General features: G+C 74.2%; 16 protein-coding genes. 6 read left to right on the top strand and 10 right to left on the bottom strand.

Annotated elements, in window-relative coordinates; genetic code table 11:
- Positions 1-13 precede the first annotated feature (13 nt).
- The 7 genes from GOBS_RS09210 to GOBS_RS09180 form a co-directional block, all read right to left on the bottom strand.
- On the bottom strand, positions 14-856 hold the full coding sequence (locus tag GOBS_RS09210; protein ID WP_012948017.1) for a DUF3159 domain-containing protein: 843 nt from the start codon (positions 854-856) through the stop codon (positions 14-16).
- Positions 853-1,230, bottom strand: coding sequence for an OB-fold nucleic acid binding domain-containing protein (locus GOBS_RS09205; protein WP_012948016.1), 378 nt, complete (start codon positions 1,228-1,230; stop codon positions 853-855). The genes GOBS_RS09210 and GOBS_RS09205 overlap by 4 nt, the downstream gene beginning before the upstream one ends.
- Entirely contained in the window at positions 1,227-2,021 is a 795-nt protein-coding gene (locus tag GOBS_RS09200) for an alpha/beta hydrolase family protein (RefSeq protein WP_012948015.1), read from the bottom strand. The genes GOBS_RS09205 and GOBS_RS09200 overlap by 4 nt, the downstream gene beginning before the upstream one ends.
- A complete protein-coding gene (locus GOBS_RS09195) occupies positions 2,018-2,731 on the bottom strand; it encodes a DUF3710 domain-containing protein (protein WP_012948014.1) in 714 nt (237 codons plus the stop codon). The genes GOBS_RS09200 and GOBS_RS09195 overlap by 4 nt, the downstream gene beginning before the upstream one ends.
- A gap of 1 nt (position 2,732) precedes the next feature.
- Positions 2,733-3,227, bottom strand: coding sequence for a dUTP diphosphatase (gene dut, locus GOBS_RS09190; protein ID WP_012948013.1), 495 nt, complete (start codon positions 3,225-3,227; stop codon positions 2,733-2,735).
- A gap of 160 nt (positions 3,228-3,387) precedes the next feature.
- Positions 3,388-4,287, bottom strand: coding sequence for a hypothetical protein (locus GOBS_RS09185; protein WP_012948012.1), 900 nt, complete (start codon positions 4,285-4,287; stop codon positions 3,388-3,390).
- Between the two features lie 141 nt (positions 4,288-4,428).
- Positions 4,429-4,731 carry a DUF4193 domain-containing protein gene (locus GOBS_RS09180; protein WP_012948011.1) on the bottom strand — a complete coding sequence of 101 codons (303 nt, stop codon included), beginning with the start codon at positions 4,729-4,731 and terminating at the stop codon, positions 4,429-4,431.
- Positions 4,732-5,053: 322 nt separating this feature from the next.
- Here GOBS_RS09180 and GOBS_RS09175 point away from each other — a divergent pair, with 322 nt between their 5' ends.
- Both GOBS_RS09175 and GOBS_RS09170 read left to right on the top strand, forming a co-directional pair.
- Positions 5,054-6,100: a phosphotransferase family protein gene (locus GOBS_RS09175; RefSeq protein WP_041241421.1), complete on the top strand. Its 1,047-nt coding sequence runs from the start codon at positions 5,054-5,056 to the stop codon at positions 6,098-6,100.
- A 59-nt stretch (positions 6,101-6,159) separates the two neighbouring features.
- Positions 6,160-6,699: a LytR C-terminal domain-containing protein gene (locus tag GOBS_RS09170; protein WP_012948009.1), complete on the top strand. Its 540-nt coding sequence runs from the start codon at positions 6,160-6,162 to the stop codon at positions 6,697-6,699.
- 88 nt (positions 6,700-6,787) lie between these two features.
- Here the strand turns inward: GOBS_RS09170 and GOBS_RS09165 are convergent, their stop codons facing one another.
- The gene (locus GOBS_RS09165) at positions 6,788-7,606 is read right to left on the bottom strand and encodes an inositol monophosphatase family protein (RefSeq protein WP_012948008.1); all 819 of its coding nucleotides are present in this window, start codon (positions 7,604-7,606) and stop codon (positions 6,788-6,790) included.
- Between the two features lie 57 nt (positions 7,607-7,663).
- On the opposite strand from GOBS_RS09165, the gene ppgK reads away from it, so the two are divergent.
- From ppgK to fxsT, 4 genes are all read left to right on the top strand, one after another.
- Positions 7,664-8,407 (top strand): polyphosphate--glucose phosphotransferase, encoded by a 744-nt coding sequence (gene ppgK, locus GOBS_RS09160; protein ID WP_012948007.1) that lies wholly within the window; start codon positions 7,664-7,666, stop codon positions 8,405-8,407.
- A 297-nt stretch (positions 8,408-8,704) separates the two neighbouring features.
- On the top strand, positions 8,705-9,994 hold the full coding sequence (locus GOBS_RS09155) for an RNA polymerase sigma factor (RefSeq protein ID WP_012948006.1): 1,290 nt from the start codon (positions 8,705-8,707) through the stop codon (positions 9,992-9,994).
- A 117-nt stretch (positions 9,995-10,111) separates the two neighbouring features.
- Positions 10,112-11,155: a tyrosine-type recombinase/integrase gene (locus GOBS_RS09150; RefSeq protein ID WP_012948005.1), complete on the top strand. Its 1,044-nt coding sequence runs from the start codon at positions 10,112-10,114 to the stop codon at positions 11,153-11,155.
- 232 nt (positions 11,156-11,387) lie between these two features.
- Positions 11,388-14,081, top strand: coding sequence for an FxSxx-COOH system tetratricopeptide repeat protein (gene fxsT / locus GOBS_RS09145; RefSeq protein WP_012948004.1), 2,694 nt, complete (start codon positions 11,388-11,390; stop codon positions 14,079-14,081).
- A 403-nt stretch (positions 14,082-14,484) separates the two neighbouring features.
- Here fxsT and GOBS_RS09140 read toward each other — a convergent pair whose 3' ends face one another.
- Together GOBS_RS09140 and GOBS_RS09135 are read right to left on the bottom strand one after the other, a co-directional pair.
- A complete protein-coding gene (locus GOBS_RS09140; protein ID WP_012948003.1) occupies positions 14,485-15,561 on the bottom strand; it encodes an NADP-dependent oxidoreductase in 1,077 nt (358 codons plus the stop codon).
- 301 nt (positions 15,562-15,862) lie between these two features.
- Positions 15,863-16,195, bottom strand: coding sequence for a histone-like nucleoid-structuring protein Lsr2 (locus GOBS_RS09135; protein WP_012948002.1), 333 nt, complete (start codon positions 16,193-16,195; stop codon positions 15,863-15,865).
- Between the last annotated feature and the right edge of the window lie 170 nt (positions 16,196-16,365).

The following is a 16,365-nucleotide window of genomic DNA, read 5'->3' as shown; positions in this document are numbered from 1 at the left end:
GTCGGGTCCTCGCTCAGGCGCCCGGCTGCGGGGCTTCCGCGCGGTGCCGGTGCAGCCGGGACACCACCCACAGGGTCACCACGACCTCGACGGCGGTGACCGGCAGGCCGAGCAGCAGCGAGGCCGTGCCCAGCAGCTCGACCTCGTCGGCGCGGTAGAGCACCCACTGCACGGCGACGCGCACCAGGAAGACGACGCCCCACATCAGCGTCAGCCAGGAGTAGGCGCGCACCATGCGCGGGTCCTCGCGCCAGTGCCGCTCGGGCGCGGGGTCGGCCGGGCGCGCGCCGGTCGCGGGGTCCGGCGGCGGCCGGTGGTGCAGCGTGGCGTTGACCCGGTGGATCCGGCGGCGCAGCCCCGGCACCGTGTGCGACGCCATCGCGCCCAGGTGGCTGGGCGCGAGGAACTCGGCGACCACGCCGACCAGCGGCCAGCGGAAGGCGATCGAGCCGATCAGCACCACGCCGAGGGCGGCGTTGCGGATCAGCCCGGGGACGAAGAAGTCGCGGGCCTGCCCCGAGGCGGCGGCGATGGCCACCGCGATCGCGACCCCGAAGAGGCCGCTGAACGCCTGCTGCACGCTCTCCCGGCGCACCAGGCGCAGCCCGAAGAGCAGGACGGCGACGCCGAGGGCGGCCCAGATGCCGGCGCGCAGCCCGGCCACGGAGTTGGCCACGATGAACGCGACGGTGGGCAGCGTGGCGTCGAGCATGCCGCGCCAGCCGCCGAGCTGGTCCAGCACCAGGTGCCGGTCGAAGGCCACGCTGCGCGGCCCGGTCGCGGCGTCGTCCTCGGGGCGGTGGTCCTCCGGGCGTGCCGGACCGGTTCGCCCGTCCCCCTCGGGCGCAGCCGTCACCCGGCGCTCAGCTCGTACCGGGGGTTGTAGATGACCTGCCGCCCGTCGAAGGAGGCGAAACGGCCGTGCGCGGTGAGCGTGCGGCCGGGCTCGATGCCGGGGATCCGCCGCCGGCCGAGCCACACGAGGGTGACCGAGCCGGAGCCGTCGAAGAGCTCCGCCTCCAGGGTCGGCACCGTCTCCCGCGGGGTGTAGACCACCGACTTGAGCCGGCCGGTGACGGTGACGACGGCGCCCTTGCGGCAGGCGCTGACCGCCTCGCACCCGGCGCTCGCCGACCCGGCTCGCAGGTTCTCCGCGTCGATGGTCTGGTCGTCGGCGGTCAGCCGCTGCAGCGTCCGCGCGAACCAGCCGCTCTGGCGTGTCTCCGTCACGGACCCAGCGTAGAACCGCCGCGGCTCCCTCCGGCGCGCGACTGCAGCCAGTCGCGGACCAGTGCCCACGGCTCCCCTGCCGGGTCGATGAGCACCATGTGGTCACCCGGCACGAGCCGCACGTCGACGTGCACGCCCTGCGCTGCGGCGGCCTCGGCGTAGCGGGTGCTCTGCTCGGCCGGGACGGTCGTGTCGCCGGTGCCGTGGACGCACAGCACGTCGATGCCGGGCGGGACCAGCCGCACCGGGTCGGCCGCCGCGTAGCGCTCCGGCGACTGCTGCGGCTCGGCCCCAAGCAGGTCCTGCACCGCCCCGTCGCCCAGCCGCTGCGCCGCGGCGCGCTCCAGGTCGAGCACCCCTGCCTGCATCACGGCCGCGGCCACCCGCACCCGCGGCGCCGCGCCCGGCGCACCCCCGGGGAGCCGGTCGCGGCCGGCGGCCCACGCGGCGAGGTGGCCGCCGGCGGAGTGCCCGACGACCGCGACGTCGGCGAGGTCCAGCCGGCCGCTGCCGGGCAGCTCCGGCAGGCGGTCCAGCGCCGCTGCGACGTCCTCGAGGGTGACCGGCCAGCCGCCGCCGGAGCCGACCCGGCGGTACTCGACCGCGACGGCGGCGAAGCCGGCGGCGGCCAGGTCGGCCGCGAGCGGCCGGGCCAGCTCGACGCCGTACGCGGCCCGCCAGAAGCCGCCGTGCAGCACGACCACCACCGGCGCCGGACCGGCGACCGCGGGCAGGGTCAGCTCGACGAACTGGTCGGGGTGCGGCCCGTAGGCGGTGCGGACGGCCCTCACGCGCCCGGCGGAGCGGGGGGCGGGCTCCCCGGTGGGCGGACGGCCTGCTGCGCGGCGAGCTGTGCGGCGGCCTGCGGCGGCAGGGTCAGCGGCAGCGGCTCCCGGACCGGCATCGGCGAGCTCCCGCGGACGACGACGATCTGCCGGAACGCCTGCTCCAGCGCGGCGGCGGCTTCCGGGCGCTCCGCCGCGGGGCCGCTGATCATGCCCCGCAGGAACCAGCGGGGCCCGTCGACGCCGACGAAGCGCGCCGGGCGGCGCACCGGCGCCGGGGCCGGCTGGCCGGGCTGCGCCGGCGGGTTCACCCGCACGGAGCCGGCCAGCTCCGGGCCGAAGGGCCCGTCGACCTCGCGCAGCGACCCGCCCTGGCCGGAGGCGCTGCGGGCGAGGTCGGCGCGGACGTCGTCCCAGATGCCGCCGGCCCGGGGCGCGGCGAACACCGCCACCTGCAGCAGCGAGTCGCCGTAGCGCAGCGTGGCGCCGATGACCTTCTGCTGGGCGTTGACGTCGACCCGCAGCTCCGTGCCCGGCACCGCGGGCACCTGCAGCGAGCCCAGGTCGATGCGGGCGACGCCGTCGTCGGGGGCGTGGGCGGCGTCCCACGGCCCGGTGGTCTCCTCGACCTCGCGGACCTTGTGCTGCGGCTCCGGCGGCACCCCGCGCTCGCGCAGGCTGCGGTCGATCCGGTTGCGTCGCCGTCCGAACGGCATGTCAGTCGGTTCCCTTCGCCGAGACGGGAGCGTGCCCGCCGGTCGACCCGTGGCCCCCCGCCCCGCGCGCGCTCTCCGGCAGCTGCTCGACGGGTACGAAGCGGGCCCGCACGACCGGCTGCACCACCAGCTGGGCGACGCGGTCGCCGCGGCGCAGCGTCAGCGGCGTCGCCGGGTCGAGGTTCACCAGGTTGACCTTGATCTCCCCGCGGTAGCCGGCGTCGATGGTGCCCGGGGCGTTGACCAGCGACAGCCCCAGCCGGTGGGCCAGGCCTGAGCGCGGGTGGACGAACCCGGCGTAGCCCTCGGGGATCGCGACCGCGACGCCGGTGCCGACCAGTGCCCGCTGGAACGGCGCCAGCTCGAGGTCCTCGGCGATGGCCAGGTCGGCCCCGGCGTCGCCGGGCAGGGCGTAGGCGGGGACGGCGTCCTCCGGGGAGGTGAGCCGCACCGGGACCTCCACCTCGGGGGCGGCGCAGAGGAAGGGCTCGGGCACGTCCGCGACCCTATAAGGACCCCCTTGCCCCCCACCGCTCGGAGAAGGACCCCGTCCTCCTCACCGCTCGCGAGCTCGCGGCGAGCCTCTGGACGGGGCCGGCAGGACCCTGCAAGGAGGCCGTTCCGGCCCCGCACCAGCACGGGGCCCGGTCCTCGCCTCAGGAGGGGGACCGGCGCAGGTCGGCGAGCACCCGGCGGGCCAGCGTCTCGGTGGCCTTCCGGTTGGCCCGGCCGCCGAGCGCCGCACCGACGAGGAAGGGGGCCGCCCCCGGGACGCTGCGGGCCATCCGCCGGGTCATCCGGCGGCTGAGCGTGCGCAGTCCGGCCGAGCCGAGGACGACGCCCAGACCCGGGACGACGGAGTCCTCGACCGCCCGCTGCCGGGTCCAGCTGGACAGGTAGGCCAGCGCCCGGTCGCGGGCGTCGCCCGGGGCGGGCCGGCCGTACAGCTCGTGCAGCTCGCCGAGCAGCACGACCTCGACGGCGGCGGTGAGGACCGTCTCGGCGCCGAGCTCGAGCGGCAGCGCCAGCAGCGAGGGTGGGGCGACCCAGTGGGCCGCCGACAGCCCGCCGGTGGCCGCGCCGATGCCCGCGGTGAGCTTCGCGGCCCGCGCCACGAGCGCGTCGGCGATCTCGTCGTCGGACGCGCCGGGGTGGACCGCGCGCAGTCGCCCGGCGTCGCGGATCGGCAGCCGCGGGGCGGCGGTGGTCAGCAGGTCGCCGAGCAGGGCACCGGGGGTGCGGGTCCCGCCGCCGTCGTCCGGACCGGACCACGGCGCGCCCGGTTCGGCGGCGCCGCGGCCGGCGCGGACCCCGGCGGCCGCGACCGCGGCGACGACGTCGCGCAGCGTCGCCGTGGTCGAGCGGCGGCCGTCCGACGTGGCCTCCGTCGTCCCGCCCACCAGACCGGACGCCGCCTCGGCCAGCAGCCGGCCGGCCCGCGCGAGCGGGCCCTCCTCCGCGGGCGGGGCCGTGCGTCCGCCGGCCGCGCTGGGCGCGACCGGTCGCGGCGGCGGGACGTCCCGCACTGGCACGGTGCGATCGCCGTGGTCGGTCACTGGTTCCTCACTCCTCCGGTCGAGGTGCCGTGGTGCGGTCCGCTGCAGGGTCCCGTCGCGAGCCTGGTGAGGTGCTGGAACGGCCCGGCGTCAGGATCCCGTCCCGAGCGTGCGAGGGATGAGGGGACGCGGGGTCCTCCATCAGGCGGCGCAGTCGCGGCAGAACAGCTGGTCGCCCTTGGTGGCGGCCAGCCGGCTGCGGTGCTGGACCAGGAAGCAGCGCGAGCAGGTGAACTCGTCCTCCTGCTTGGGCAGCACGCGGACGGTCAGCTCCTCGTTGGACAGGTCGGCGCCGGGGAGCTCGAGGTTCTCGTTGAAGTCGGTCTCGTCGACGTCGACCGACGAGGACTGCGCCTCGGCGCGGCGGGCCTTGAGCTCCTCGAGCGAGTCCTCGCCGAGCTCGTCGGCCTCGTTGCGGCGCGGGGCGTCGTAGTCGGTGGCCATGGGAAGTGCCCCTCCTCCGGGGTTCTCGCGGGCGCGGCGCCCGCGTCGTCTGCGGCGGCGCGCTGCGGCGCCGCCGTGGTGTCCGGTCGCCAGGGCGACCGGGGGTCCGGGGACCGGTGACCGCAGGGCGGGCACCGGCCGGTGCTCGTACGACCGCGCCGCCGACCTCACCGGCGGACGGCGGGGCACACCGGCACGGTCTGACCGGCGGACCCCCCAACGTCGCGCGGCCCCCGTTTGTGCCCGGCGCGCAAGGGGGTCACCACCCCCTGCCGGGACCGTGTCGGACGGGGCGCGGAGCGCCAGAGGTTACCCTGCGCCCGTGTCGACTCCCGTGGGTGCTGATCCGGCCGTCGTCGGGCCCTACCTGGCCTCCGTCCTCGACGACGAGCGGTGGTCCAGCGTCCGCGTCGATCTCATCGCGGCCGGCATGTCCAACCTCACCTACGTGGTGACCCCGGAGGGCGGGTCGGACGACGACGCGGTCATCCTCCGGCGGCCGCCGACCGGTGCCGTCCTCGCCACCGCGCACGACATGGCACGCGAGCACCGGGTGGTCTCCGCGCTGGGCCCGACCGCCGTCCCGGTGCCGCGGACGCTGCACCTGTGCACCGACACCGCCGTGCTCGGCGCGCCCTTCTACGTGATGGAGCGGGTGGTCGGCCTGCACGTCGTCGACCGGATCCCGGCCGGCTACGCCGACGAGCCGGCCCAGCGGCGGGCGATCGGCGAGGGCCTGGTCGACGTCCTGGCCGACCTGCACGCCGTCGACCACGAGGCGGTGGGGCTGGGCGACTTCGGGCGGCCGGAGGGCTTCATGGCCCGGCAGGTGCGCCGCTGGACCCAGCAGTGGGACGCCACCCGCGACCGCGAGCGGCCCGGCCTGGACGCCCTCGCCGCCCGCCTGGCGCAGACCGTCCCCACCACCCAGCGCGACGGGATCGTGCACGGCGACTTCCGGCTGGACAACTGCCTGCTCGACCCGCAGACCCCCGGCCGCATCCGGGCGGTGCTGGACTGGGAGATGTCGACCCTCGGTGACCCGCTCGCCGACCTGGGGATGCTGCACGTCTACTGGCCGCAGGCCGGGGAGGACGCCGTCGCGGGGCAGAGCACGGTGACCGCGCTCGAGGGCTTCCCGACCCGTGCGGAGGTCGCGGCGCGCTACGCCGAGCGCAGCAGCCTGGACCTCTCCGACCTGCCCTGGTACGTCGCCTTCGCCTACTTCAAGTTCGCCGCGATCGTCGCCGGGATCGTCGCCCGGTCGGCCGCCGGCGCCATGGCCGGCAAGGACACCGCCGGGTACGCCGACCGCATCGACCCGTGTGTCGAACGCGGACGCGCCGCGCTCGACGACGGTGCGATCTAGGTAACCCGCGCCGCCCTACACTCCCGGCCAACGCCAGGAACCGAGGGGGACCAGAGCCCGTGAGCGCGCCGCCCACCGACCGATCCGCGGTCCGTCCCTGGAGCGGCCGCCGGCCGATCCCGCCGCTGGTCTTCCTGCTGGTGCTCGCACTGGCCGCGCTGGTCGTCTGGTGGAACGTCTTCGACACCGAGGGCGAACTCGAGGAGCAGGAGGCCGAGGCGTGCGCCAGCGCCTCGGCGGCACCGCCCTCGCTGGACCCGACCACGGTCACGCTGCGCGTCTTCAACGCCACCGACACCGGCGGCCTGGCCCAGGAGGTCGCCGCGTCGCTGCAGGAACGGGGCTTCGTCGTCGAGGAGATCGCCAACGACCCCACCGAGCGTGAGGTCACCGGCGTCGGCGAGCTGCGGCACGGGCCGCGCGGCAACGAGGCCGCCGCCTACGTCGCGCTGTTCGTCCCGGGCGCCGGCGACTTCCCCGACACCCGGGCCACCGCCACGGTCGACTTCGTGATCGGCCCGGAGTTCACCGGCCTCGCGTCACCGGAGGACGTCGAGGCCGCGCTCGGCGCCGCCGCCAGCGCGACCGCCGCCTGTTGACGAAGGACCACCCTTCCCCCCACGTCTCGCAAGCTCGACGCGGGGCCCTGAAGGGTGGCCGTTCCAGCCCGTCACCAGGGCCGTTCCATCATGTTGCGACGCGGTGCAGCCGGGTGAGCAGGGCGAGGAACTCGTCGGCCACCGACGGCGCCACGGCGATCCCCAGGGGCTCGGCGAACGGCTGCCCCACCAGGCCGGTGACGACCACGCCGGCCTCGGCCGCGACGAGCGCACCCGCGGCGAAGTCCCAGCGGTTGAGGTGCATCTCGTAGTAGGCGTCGACCCGGCCGGCGGCCACGGTGCACAGGTCGAGGGCGGCCGAGCCGTGCCGCCGGATGTCGCGGACCTCCGGCAGCAGCCCGGCGACCACCGCGGCCTGGGCGCGGCGCTGCTCGGCGCGGTAGCCGAAACCGGTCGCGATGAGCGCCCGGTCCAGTGAGGCCGGCCGGCTGCCGGTCAGCCGCACCGGGCCGGCACCCGGAACGGTGAGGTGCGCGCCACCGCCGGCGGTCGCCGAGAACAGCTCGCCGGTGGCCGCATTGAGCACCACGCCGGCCACCACCTGCCCGTCGACCTCGGCGGCGATGGAGACCGCGTACGCGGGCAGGCCGTAGACGAAGTTGGTGGTGCCGTCGATGGGGTCGACGACCCAGCGCACCCGGCTGGTGCCGGTGCGCTCGCCGCCCTCCTCCCCCAGCAGCCCGTCCTCCGGGCGGGCGCCGAGCAGCCGGCTCGTGACCAGCTCCTCGCACGCGCGGTCCACCGCGGTGACCATGTCGACCGGGCTGGACTTCACGTCGACCTGCTCACCGGCCGAGGCGCGCCCACGTGCGACCAGGTCGGCGGCCTCCCGCGCGGTCGAGACGGCGAGGTCGAGCAGGGCGGCGGGCTCCGGCGCGGTGGTCATGGGCCGATCCTGCACGAGGGGGCTGGCGCCGACCGCGGCGATCACTACCCTGACCGCGTGCTCGGGTTCGGCGTGGACATCGGTGGCAGCGGCATCAAGGGGTGCCTGGTCGACCTCGACAAGGGGGAACTGCAGGGGGAACGGCTGCGCATCGAGACGCCGCAGCCCTCGCTGCCCGATCCCGTGTACGACGTCGTGGGGCGGATCGTCGAGCACTTCGGGTGGGAGGGCCGCATCGGCGTCACCTTCCCCGGGGTGCTTAAGAGCGGGGTGGTGCACACCGCCGCCAACGTCGACAAGAGCTGGCTGGGCACCCACCTGGCCGAGGGGCTGGCCTCCCGGATCCCCGGCACCGTGCAGACGCTCAACGACGCCGACGCCGCTGGGTTCGCCGAGATGCGCTACGGCGCGGGCCGGGACAAGCGCGGCGTCGTCCTGATGCTCACCTTCGGCACCGGCATCGGCAGCGCCCTGTTCACCGACGGCGTCCTGGTGCCCAACACCGAGTTCGGGCACATCCAGGTCGACGGACACGACGGCGAGGGGAAGGCGTCGGCCGCTGCGAAGGACCGCGAGGACCTCAGCTACCCGCAGTGGGCCAAACGGGTGGACCGCTACCTCGACGTCCTCGAGGCGGCCGTCTGGCCCGACCTGATCATCGTCGGCGGCGGGGTGAGCAAGAAGGCACACAAGTGGGTGCCGCTGCTGTCGACCCGCACCCCCGTCGTCCCGGCGGAGCTGCTCAACGACGCCGGCATCGTCGGCGCGGCGCTGGCGGCCGAGGAGCGCATCGGTCAGTGACCGTCGGCACCCCGCCGCCGGACCGTCACGGAGGGTGAGAAACGCCCCTGGACCTGGTGCGCTCCCCTAGGTCGGGGGGCGCCGCCTCCCGTGGAGCGGTGGACCGACCGGAACACGCCGTTACAATGGAAGAGCCCCGCCCCCGTCGCTCCCCAGCCGAGAGGCATCCCCCGCCTGCGCACCGGTCAAACCCGGGCCGCCCGACGGGTCCTCTCCCGCTCCGGACGCCGGCCGAGGCCGCTGCCCGGGGACCAGACGGCCCCCCGGGGAACGCACCCAGCACGGGAAGGAACCTGAGTGCCCGCCGACCAGCCAGCACCGGCCAAGGCCCCCGCTCGCAAGCGGACGGCCAAGAGCGCGGCGAAGCCCACCGCCGCCAAGGGCGCCCGCAAGCCCGCCATCACGCCGTCACCGGGCGGCGGCGAGGGGGCCGTGCTCACCGCCGTGGCCTCCGAGACCTCCACGGTCGCAGTGGTCGACGCCGGCGGCGAGGGCCTGAAGCTCGACGAGACGGTCGTCGCCACCCCTGACGGGGTCGCCGAGGCCCCGACCGACTCCGAAGTGGCCGCCGCACCCGAGGAGGCCGCCGAGGGCGGCGACTTCGAGTGGGACGACGAGGAGGAGTCCGAGGCCCTCCGTCAGGCCCGCAAGGACGCCGAGCTCACCGCCTCGGCCGACTCGGTCCGCGCCTACCTCAAGCAGATCGGCAAGGTCGCGCTGCTCAACGCGGAGGAGGAGGTCGACCTCGCCAAGCGCATCGAGGCCGGCCTCTACGGCGCCGAGCGGCTGCGCCAGGCCGAGGAGGAGGGCCAGAAGCTCTCCCCGCAGATGCGCCGCGACCTCAACTGGATCGTCCGCGACGGCGAGCGCGCCAAGAACCACCTGCTGGAGGCTAACCTCCGCCTCGTGGTCTCCCTCGCCAAGCGCTACACCGGCCGCGGCATGGCGTTCCTGGACCTCATCCAGGAGGGCAACCTCGGCCTGATCCGCGCGGTCGAGAAGTTCGACTACACCAAGGGCTACAAGTTCTCCACGTACGCCACCTGGTGGATCCGGCAGGCGATCACCCGCGCCATGGCCGACCAGGCCCGCACCATCCGCATCCCCGTGCACATGGTCGAGGTCATCAACAAGCTCGGCCGCATCCAGCGCGAGCTGCTCCAGGACCTCGGGCGCGAGCCCACCCCGGAGGAGCTCGCCAAGGAGATGGACATCACCCCGGACAAGGTGCTGGAGATCCAGCAGTACGCCCGGGAGCCGATCAGCCTCGACCAGACCATCGGTGACGAGGGCGACAGCCAGCTCGGCGACTTCATCGAGGACTCCGAGGCGGTCGTCGCCGTCGACGCGGTGAGCTTCACGCTCATGCAGGACCAGCTGACCAGCGTCCTGCAGACGCTGTCGGAGCGGGAGGCCGGCGTCGTCCGGCTGCGCTTCGGGCTCACCGACGGCCAGCCGCGCACGCTCGACGAGATCGGCCAGGTCTACGGGGTGACCCGCGAGCGGATCCGGCAGATCGAGAGCAAGACGATGTCGAAGCTGCGCCACCCGAGCCGCTCCCAGGTGCTGCGCGACTACTTGGACTGAGCGCCAACCCACCCCCTGACCTGTTTGCCCAGGTCAGGGGGTGGGTTGGCGCTCAGGCCAGCCGTGGGAGGGCATGCACAGCGCTCCCAGTCCAGATATCGGGCTAGGGTGCGCGACGTGACCGTCGACCTCGCCGGCCTGCTGCCGTCCTGCGAGCTGCACTTGCGCGCCGAGCGCAAGAGCCCCGAGACGGTGAAGTCCTACGGCGACGGGGTGCGCCGCTTCCTCGCCTGGGCCGACGGCGAGGGCCGCCCCGCGGTGCTCGACCGGGCCAGTGTGAATGCGTTCACCGCCGAGCTGCTCGAGGGCGGCGCCGAACCCGCCACCGCCCGCGCCCGCCAGCTGGCGCTGCGCCGGTTCTCGGCCTGGCTGGTCGAGGAGGGCGAGGCCGACGCCGACCCCCTGCTCGGACTCCGAGCGCCCAAGCTGGACGCGAAGGTCGTCGAGCCGCTGACCGCCGAGCAGATCAAGGCACTCGTCGCTGCCTGCGCGGGCAGGGAGCTGCGCGACCGCCGGAACGAGGCGCTCGTGCGGCTGATGATCGAGACCGGTGCCCGGGCCGGAGAGGTCGTCGCGCTCGGCACCGAGGACGTCGACCTGTCCAACGGCACGGCCACCGTGCGCCGCGGCAAGGGTGGTCGGGGCCGGGTGGTCCCCTTCGGCCCGCAGACCTCCCGGGCGCTGGACCGCTACCTCCGTGCCCGCCGCAGCCACCGGCTGGCCGGCACCCTGGCGCTGTGGCTCGGCGACCGCGGCAAGGCGTTCTCCTACGACGCACTGCACAAGACGCTCGGCGAGCGGGCCCGCGCGGCCGGGATCGAGGGGTTCCGGCCGCACCGGCTGCGGCACACCGCGGCACACCGCTGGCTCGCCGCGGGCGGCATCGAGGGCGGTCTCATGGCGGTGGCCGGCTGGACGCGGCCGGACATGCTGCTGCGCTACACGCGCGCGCGCAGGCGTCCGCCCGTGCCGCCGCCGAGGCTCGCGCCCTGGGGCTCGGCGACTTCTGACGGCGGCGGGCAGCGGTCATCCGCTGAGGACCCGACGACGTGCTTGGCGTCGGCCAGATCACGAGACCGTGGGATGGCTACCTCGTCCGAGCCGCCGCCGTCAACCGAACGGGTCAGGCCGGCCACTGGCCGTGCGATGGGCCAAGAGTAGGCCCGACGAGGGCGCCCCGGATCAGCTGGCATGCAGATCAGTTGAGGCGGTTGCGCCGCGCGGTCGCGGACGCACGGGCCAGTCGCAGCATGTGGGCGGTGCAGAGCGCATCGGCCCGCCCGGTTCACTCGGCCGCGCTTGAGGCGCCGGTGCACCGCCCGACCGATCAGGCGGCTCCCCACCGACGGCACCGGGTATCGCGTACGGCCGGTCATGGGTGTAGCACTGTTGCGTGAGCGGTCGGGGAACTGACTTCTTCGTCAGCCACGCGGGGCGGGACACCGGGTGGGCGGAGTGGCTGGCCTGGCAGCTGCAGGAGGCCAGGTACAGCGTCGAGTTGGCCGTGTGGGACTGGGCGCCGGGCGAGGACTTCGTGGCCCGCATGTCCGCTGCCCTGGAGCGCGCCGATCGGCTGCTGGCGGTGTGCAGCGAGGCCTACTTCGCCTCCACGTTCAGCGGTGCCGAGCTGCGTGCGGCGTTCGCGCAGTCCGCGGCGGCGCAGGGGCGGATCGTGCCGGTGCTGATCGAGCCGGTGACTCTGCCGGCGCTGTACGCGCCGCTGATCCATGTCGACCTGACGGGGTTGGACGAGCCCGCAGCGGCGGCCCGTCTGCGGGCCCGGCTGACCGGTGGTCGGCCCACCGCGGCGCCGCCGTTCCCGAGAGCCGGACCGGCGCCGACGGACAAGCCGGGGTTCGCCGGCGCGCTGCCGGCGGTGTGGAAGGTGCCGCCGCGCAATCCGCGGTTCACCGGCCGGGACGGCATGCTCACCGCGCTGCGGCGGCGCCTGCACTCGGGTGAGGCCACGCTGATGGTGCAGGCTCTCTACGGGCTGGGCGGGGTGGGCAAGACCCAGCTGGCGCTCGAGTACGCGCACCGCTTCGCCGCCGACTACGACCTGGTGTGGTGGATCGACGCCGAACAACCCGTGCTGATCCCCGACCAGCTCGCCGGGCTCGCCGCCCGGCTCGACGTGCCGCCCGGTCCCACGGTGACCGACACGGTCGAACGACTGTTGGCCGAGCTGCGCGTCCGGGACCGGTGGTTGCTGACCTTCGACAACGCCGAGCGGCCGGACGACATCGCCGGCTATCGGCCTGCTGGGGCGGGGCACGTGCTGATCACCTCCCGCTCCCCCGGCTGGGGCGCCCTTGGTGGGCGGCTGGAGGTCGACGTGCTCGCCCGAGCCGAGACGATCGCACTGCTGCGGGCCCGCATCCCGGCGCTGGAGGAGGAGCTGGCCGACAAGCTGGCCGCCGAACTCGGCGACCTGCCGCTGGCCGCGGCGCAGGCCGCCGGTTATCTGGAGCAGACCGACCTGCCGCCGGTCGACTATCTGCGCCGCTTCCGCGAACATCGAGCGACCCTGCTCGCGCGCGGCGAGGTGGTCAGTTACTCCGGGCGGATCCACACCGCCTGGGCGCTGTCGCTGGAGCGACTCCGCGACCAGGACCCGGGCGCGGTGCGGCTTTTGGAGCTGGCCGCCTTCCTCGCCCCCGAACCCATCCCCCTGTCCCTCTTCGGCGGACACCCCGAGCTGCTCGACGAGCCGCTGCGCGGCACCGCCGCCGATCCCGACGCCCTGGCCGACACCGTCGGCGCGCTGATCGGCTACTCCCTGGCCCGCCGCTCCTCCGACGCCTTCCAGCTGCACCGGCTCGTACAGGCGGTGATCCGCCACCGGCTGCCCCCCGATCGGCAGCAGGCCACCGCCGAGCAGGTGGTGGCGCTGCTGGCCGCCACAGCTCCCAGCCACCCAGAGGATCCGGCCGGCTGGGCCGCCTACGCCCGGCTCGCTCCGCACGTGCTCGCCACCGCCCCGCTGTGCGACCGCTCCACCGCCACCCGGCAACTCGTCCTGGGCACCACCCGCTATCTGCAGGCGAGAGGGGACAGCCACGGCAGCCGGGCCGTGTGCGAACCACTGCTCGACCGCTGGCGGTCCCTCCTCGGCCACGACCACCCCGACACGCTGGCCGCCGCCAGCATGCTCGCCCTCGCCCTGCTCCTGGTGGGCGAGACGCAGGGTGTCCGCGCCCTGAGCGAGGACACCCTGCCGCGCTGCCGCCGCGTGCTCGGCCCGGACCACCCCACCACCCTGACAACAGCCGGCGCCCTGATGCACGCCCTGGCCTGGAGCCGCGAGATCGAATCGGCCCGCGTCCTGGGCGAGGACACTCTGCCGCGCTGCCGCCGGGTCTTCGGCCCGGACCATGCCAGGACCCTGACGGCGGCGACCGCCCTCGCCTTCATTTTGGTTCAACAGGGTGAGGCCGAGCAGGCCCGCGCGCTGGGCCAGGACACCCTGCAGCGGTGCCGCCGGGTGCTCGGCCCGGACCACGCCACCGTCCTGATAGGGGAGACCGTCCTGATCGTCGCCCTGCTCTTGCTGGGCGAGGTGGAGCCGGCCCGCGACCTGGCCGAGGACACCCTGCTGCGCGGCCGCCGGGCGTTCGGCCCGGACCACCTCGCCCCCCTGTTGGCGGCGACCGGCCTGACCGGCGCCCTGCTCCTGCTGGGTGATGCCGAGCAGGCCCGCGCGCTGAGCGAAGACACCCTGCGGCGCTGCCGCCGGGCGCTCGGCCCCGACATCCCGGCCACCCTGTGGGCGGCGACCGGCCTGACCCTCGCCCAGCTCCTGCTAGGCGAGGTGGAGGAAGCCCGCGCGCTGGGCCAGGACACCCTGCAGCGCGGCCGCCAGGTGCTCAGCCCCGACCACCCGATCACTCTCGGTGCGGCCGGCGCCCTGACCGGGCTGGGTGAGGTCGAGGCGGCCCGCGCCCTGGCCGAGGACACCCTGCGACGCTGCCGCCGGGCGCTCGGCCCGAACCACCTCATCACGCGGTACATGACTCGGGTCGCCGTGACCGACCCTCCCTCGCTCGGAGACGAGGCCGCGGAAGACGACCCGAGTCCGCCGCGGTAATCCATCCCCGCCCGGGACCCGGGATTGTCTACTCGCCTTGCCGGACGTGGCCGCGCGCAGGTGAGGACGGCAACACGAGTGTCAGTCACCGCAGCGCCGCGCACCGTCGCCGTATGGCGGGAGATGGCAGATGACGTCCAGTTGCTGGACACAGGTGGCAGTTGTGCAGCGGCCCGCTGCACAACTGGGCGCCTCCCCTCCTGCGCATTACCTGCCATAAGGCCCCGCTATGCGGCCGAAGGGTGGCTTGGGGACAGCCCTCCGCGGCACACCCGCGCAAGGCTCTGCAGCCGACAAGTGGAGGTCTCGACACTCGGTCGAGGTTGTGCTCAGCGTGTGCGACGGGGCGAAAGCTGGCGGTGACGAGCTCCTCACGCGGGCGTGAGGCTGCCCCAGTTTCGATCTACACGGGGTCGGCGAGGTGGACGAGCATCTTGCCCACGTTGGCGCCCTCAAGGATTCGCGTCAGCGCCTCCGGGGCCCTGTGCAGTCCCTCGACGACGGTCTCGTCGTAGCGCAGCCGGCCGGTGGCCAGGAGGCCGGCCAGATGTGCCCCCGCCTCGCCGAAGCGGTCGAGGTGGTCGAGCACGAGGAAGCCCTGCATACTCGCCCGCTGCATGAGCAGCTGGGAGATCGCCTTCTGGCCGGGGATGTCGCCGCCCAGGCTGTTGTAGCTGGAGATCATGCCGCAGAGCACGATGCGGCCTCCCACGTTGAGCCGCATCAACACGTGGTCCATGATCTCGCCTCCGACGTTCTCGGAGTCGAGGTCGATGCCATCAGGGGTCGCCTCGTCGAGCTGCTGCCGCCAGTCCGACCCCAGGCGGTCGATGCAGGCGTCGAACCCCAGCGTCTCCACGACGTGCCGGCACTTGGACTGCCCGCTGGCGACGCCGACCACGCGAGCGCCGTTAATCTTCGCCAGCTGCCCAGCGATCGATCCGACGGCGCCGGCGGCGGCTGACACGACGACGGTCTCCCCCGGGCGCGGGCGTCCGATATCGATGCCCAGGTAGGCGGTCAGCCCGGTGTGTCCCAGAGGGCCGGCGAAAGCCGAGATCGGCGCCGGCAGGGGATCGGGCAACGGCAGGAACGGGAACTGCATCGGGAGGAGATCGGTCTCGTCGGTCAGGCAGTAGCCCTGCCAGCCAGGCCATCCGGTCACGAGCGTGCCCGCGGGTAGGTCATCTCGGCCGGACTCGATCACCTGACCGACGCCGACGCCCCGCATCACCTGCCCGAGCGGCACCGGTGGCATGTAGGCGCGGTAGTCGCTCATCCAGATCCGAGTGGTGGGATCGACGGACAGGTAGCAGGTCCTCACCAGCGCCTGACCGGCACCGGTCTCAGGCAACTCCTCCTCGACCAGTTCCAGGTCGCCTGCCGTGGGCGGGCCGATCGGACGGCGCCGCAGTCGAAACGCCCTATTGGTCCGGGCGGTCGTTCCAGCGGTGCTGGGCTTCTCCGTGGTCGAGGTCATCTGATCCCCCACCTCGCCAGGTGTGCGCGAGGGAACAAGAGTAGGGCGGCCGGGAAGGCCGCGGTGACCCCGACAACACGATGGTGGAGCCCTCGTCGCGGCGCCTACCGGTGGGAGACATCAGGTGCCCAAGGGCCACCCCGGCGGCATCCTGCGCTGACAGAGCCGACGAGGACCACTGCGTCTTGGCCAACCGATGACCGCTGGGGGCTCGAGGCCCGCGAGGAACAGCTGAGGACGGCGGAAGCCCGTCGACGGCCCGGCCTGTCCGTCGGGCACGCGCCGGTCGGCCGCGGTGGACTCAGTTGCCGGCGGCCCGGAACTTGTTTACGACGTCTGCCTTGATGCGCCCGCGGGCGTTGACCTCGATGCCCTGCCCGGCCGCCCAAGCGCGCACCGCGGCCGGGTCGTATCCGGAGTAGGTCGGCTTCGCCGCCGGTGCGCTCCGGCGTCCGCCGCCGGTCACCTTCCGCGCAGCGTCGACATACCGAGAAAGTCCGTCCCGCATTTCCGTTGCGTTCTCATCCGAAAGGTCGATCTCGTACTCGGTCTTGTCCAGAGCGAACTTCACGGTCGTGTCGGCCGGGTCACCGGTGAGGTCATCGATCAGAACAACCTGAGTCTTGGTAGCCATGGAACAAAAAGATCAGGGGCACAGGCGGATTGTCAACCGAGAGGAACCCCGCAAGGGTGAGGATGAGCAGACCTCAACGAGGTTCGTAGTCCAAGTAATATGAACAGCGGTCAGTGAAAGGCGACGGCTCATGGGTGACGTCCCGCTGAGTGGTGGATGTAGTCCTCACC

The sequence above is a fragment of the Geodermatophilus obscurus DSM 43160 genome, assembly GCF_000025345.1.
Classification (GTDB): Bacteria; Actinomycetota; Actinomycetes; order Mycobacteriales; family Geodermatophilaceae; genus Geodermatophilus; species Geodermatophilus obscurus.
The sequence above is the reverse complement of the archived record's forward strand: the minus strand, read 5'-3'. Positions and strand labels throughout refer to the sequence as shown.

What these genes read in the sequence shown, in the direction of transcription:
- GOBS_RS09180 (WP_012948011.1), bottom strand. Translation starts at nt 4,731, where the DNA reads ATGGCCACCGACTACGACGCCCCGCGCCGCAACGAGGCCGACGAGCTC.
- GOBS_RS09165 (WP_012948008.1), bottom strand. Translation starts at nt 7,606, where the DNA reads ATGACCACCGCGCCGGAGCCCGCCGCCCTGCTCGACCTCGCCGTCTCG.
- GOBS_RS09135 (WP_012948002.1), bottom strand. Translation starts at nt 16,195, where the DNA reads ATGGCTACCAAGACTCAGGTTGTTCTGATCGATGACCTCACCGGTGAC.
- GOBS_RS09195 (WP_012948014.1), bottom strand. Translation starts at nt 2,731, where the DNA reads ATGCCGTTCGGACGGCGACGCAACCGGATCGACCGCAGCCTGCGCGAG.
- GOBS_RS09140 (WP_012948003.1), bottom strand. Translation starts at nt 15,561, where the DNA reads ATGACCTCGACCACGGAGAAGCCCAGCACCGCTGGAACGACCGCCCGG.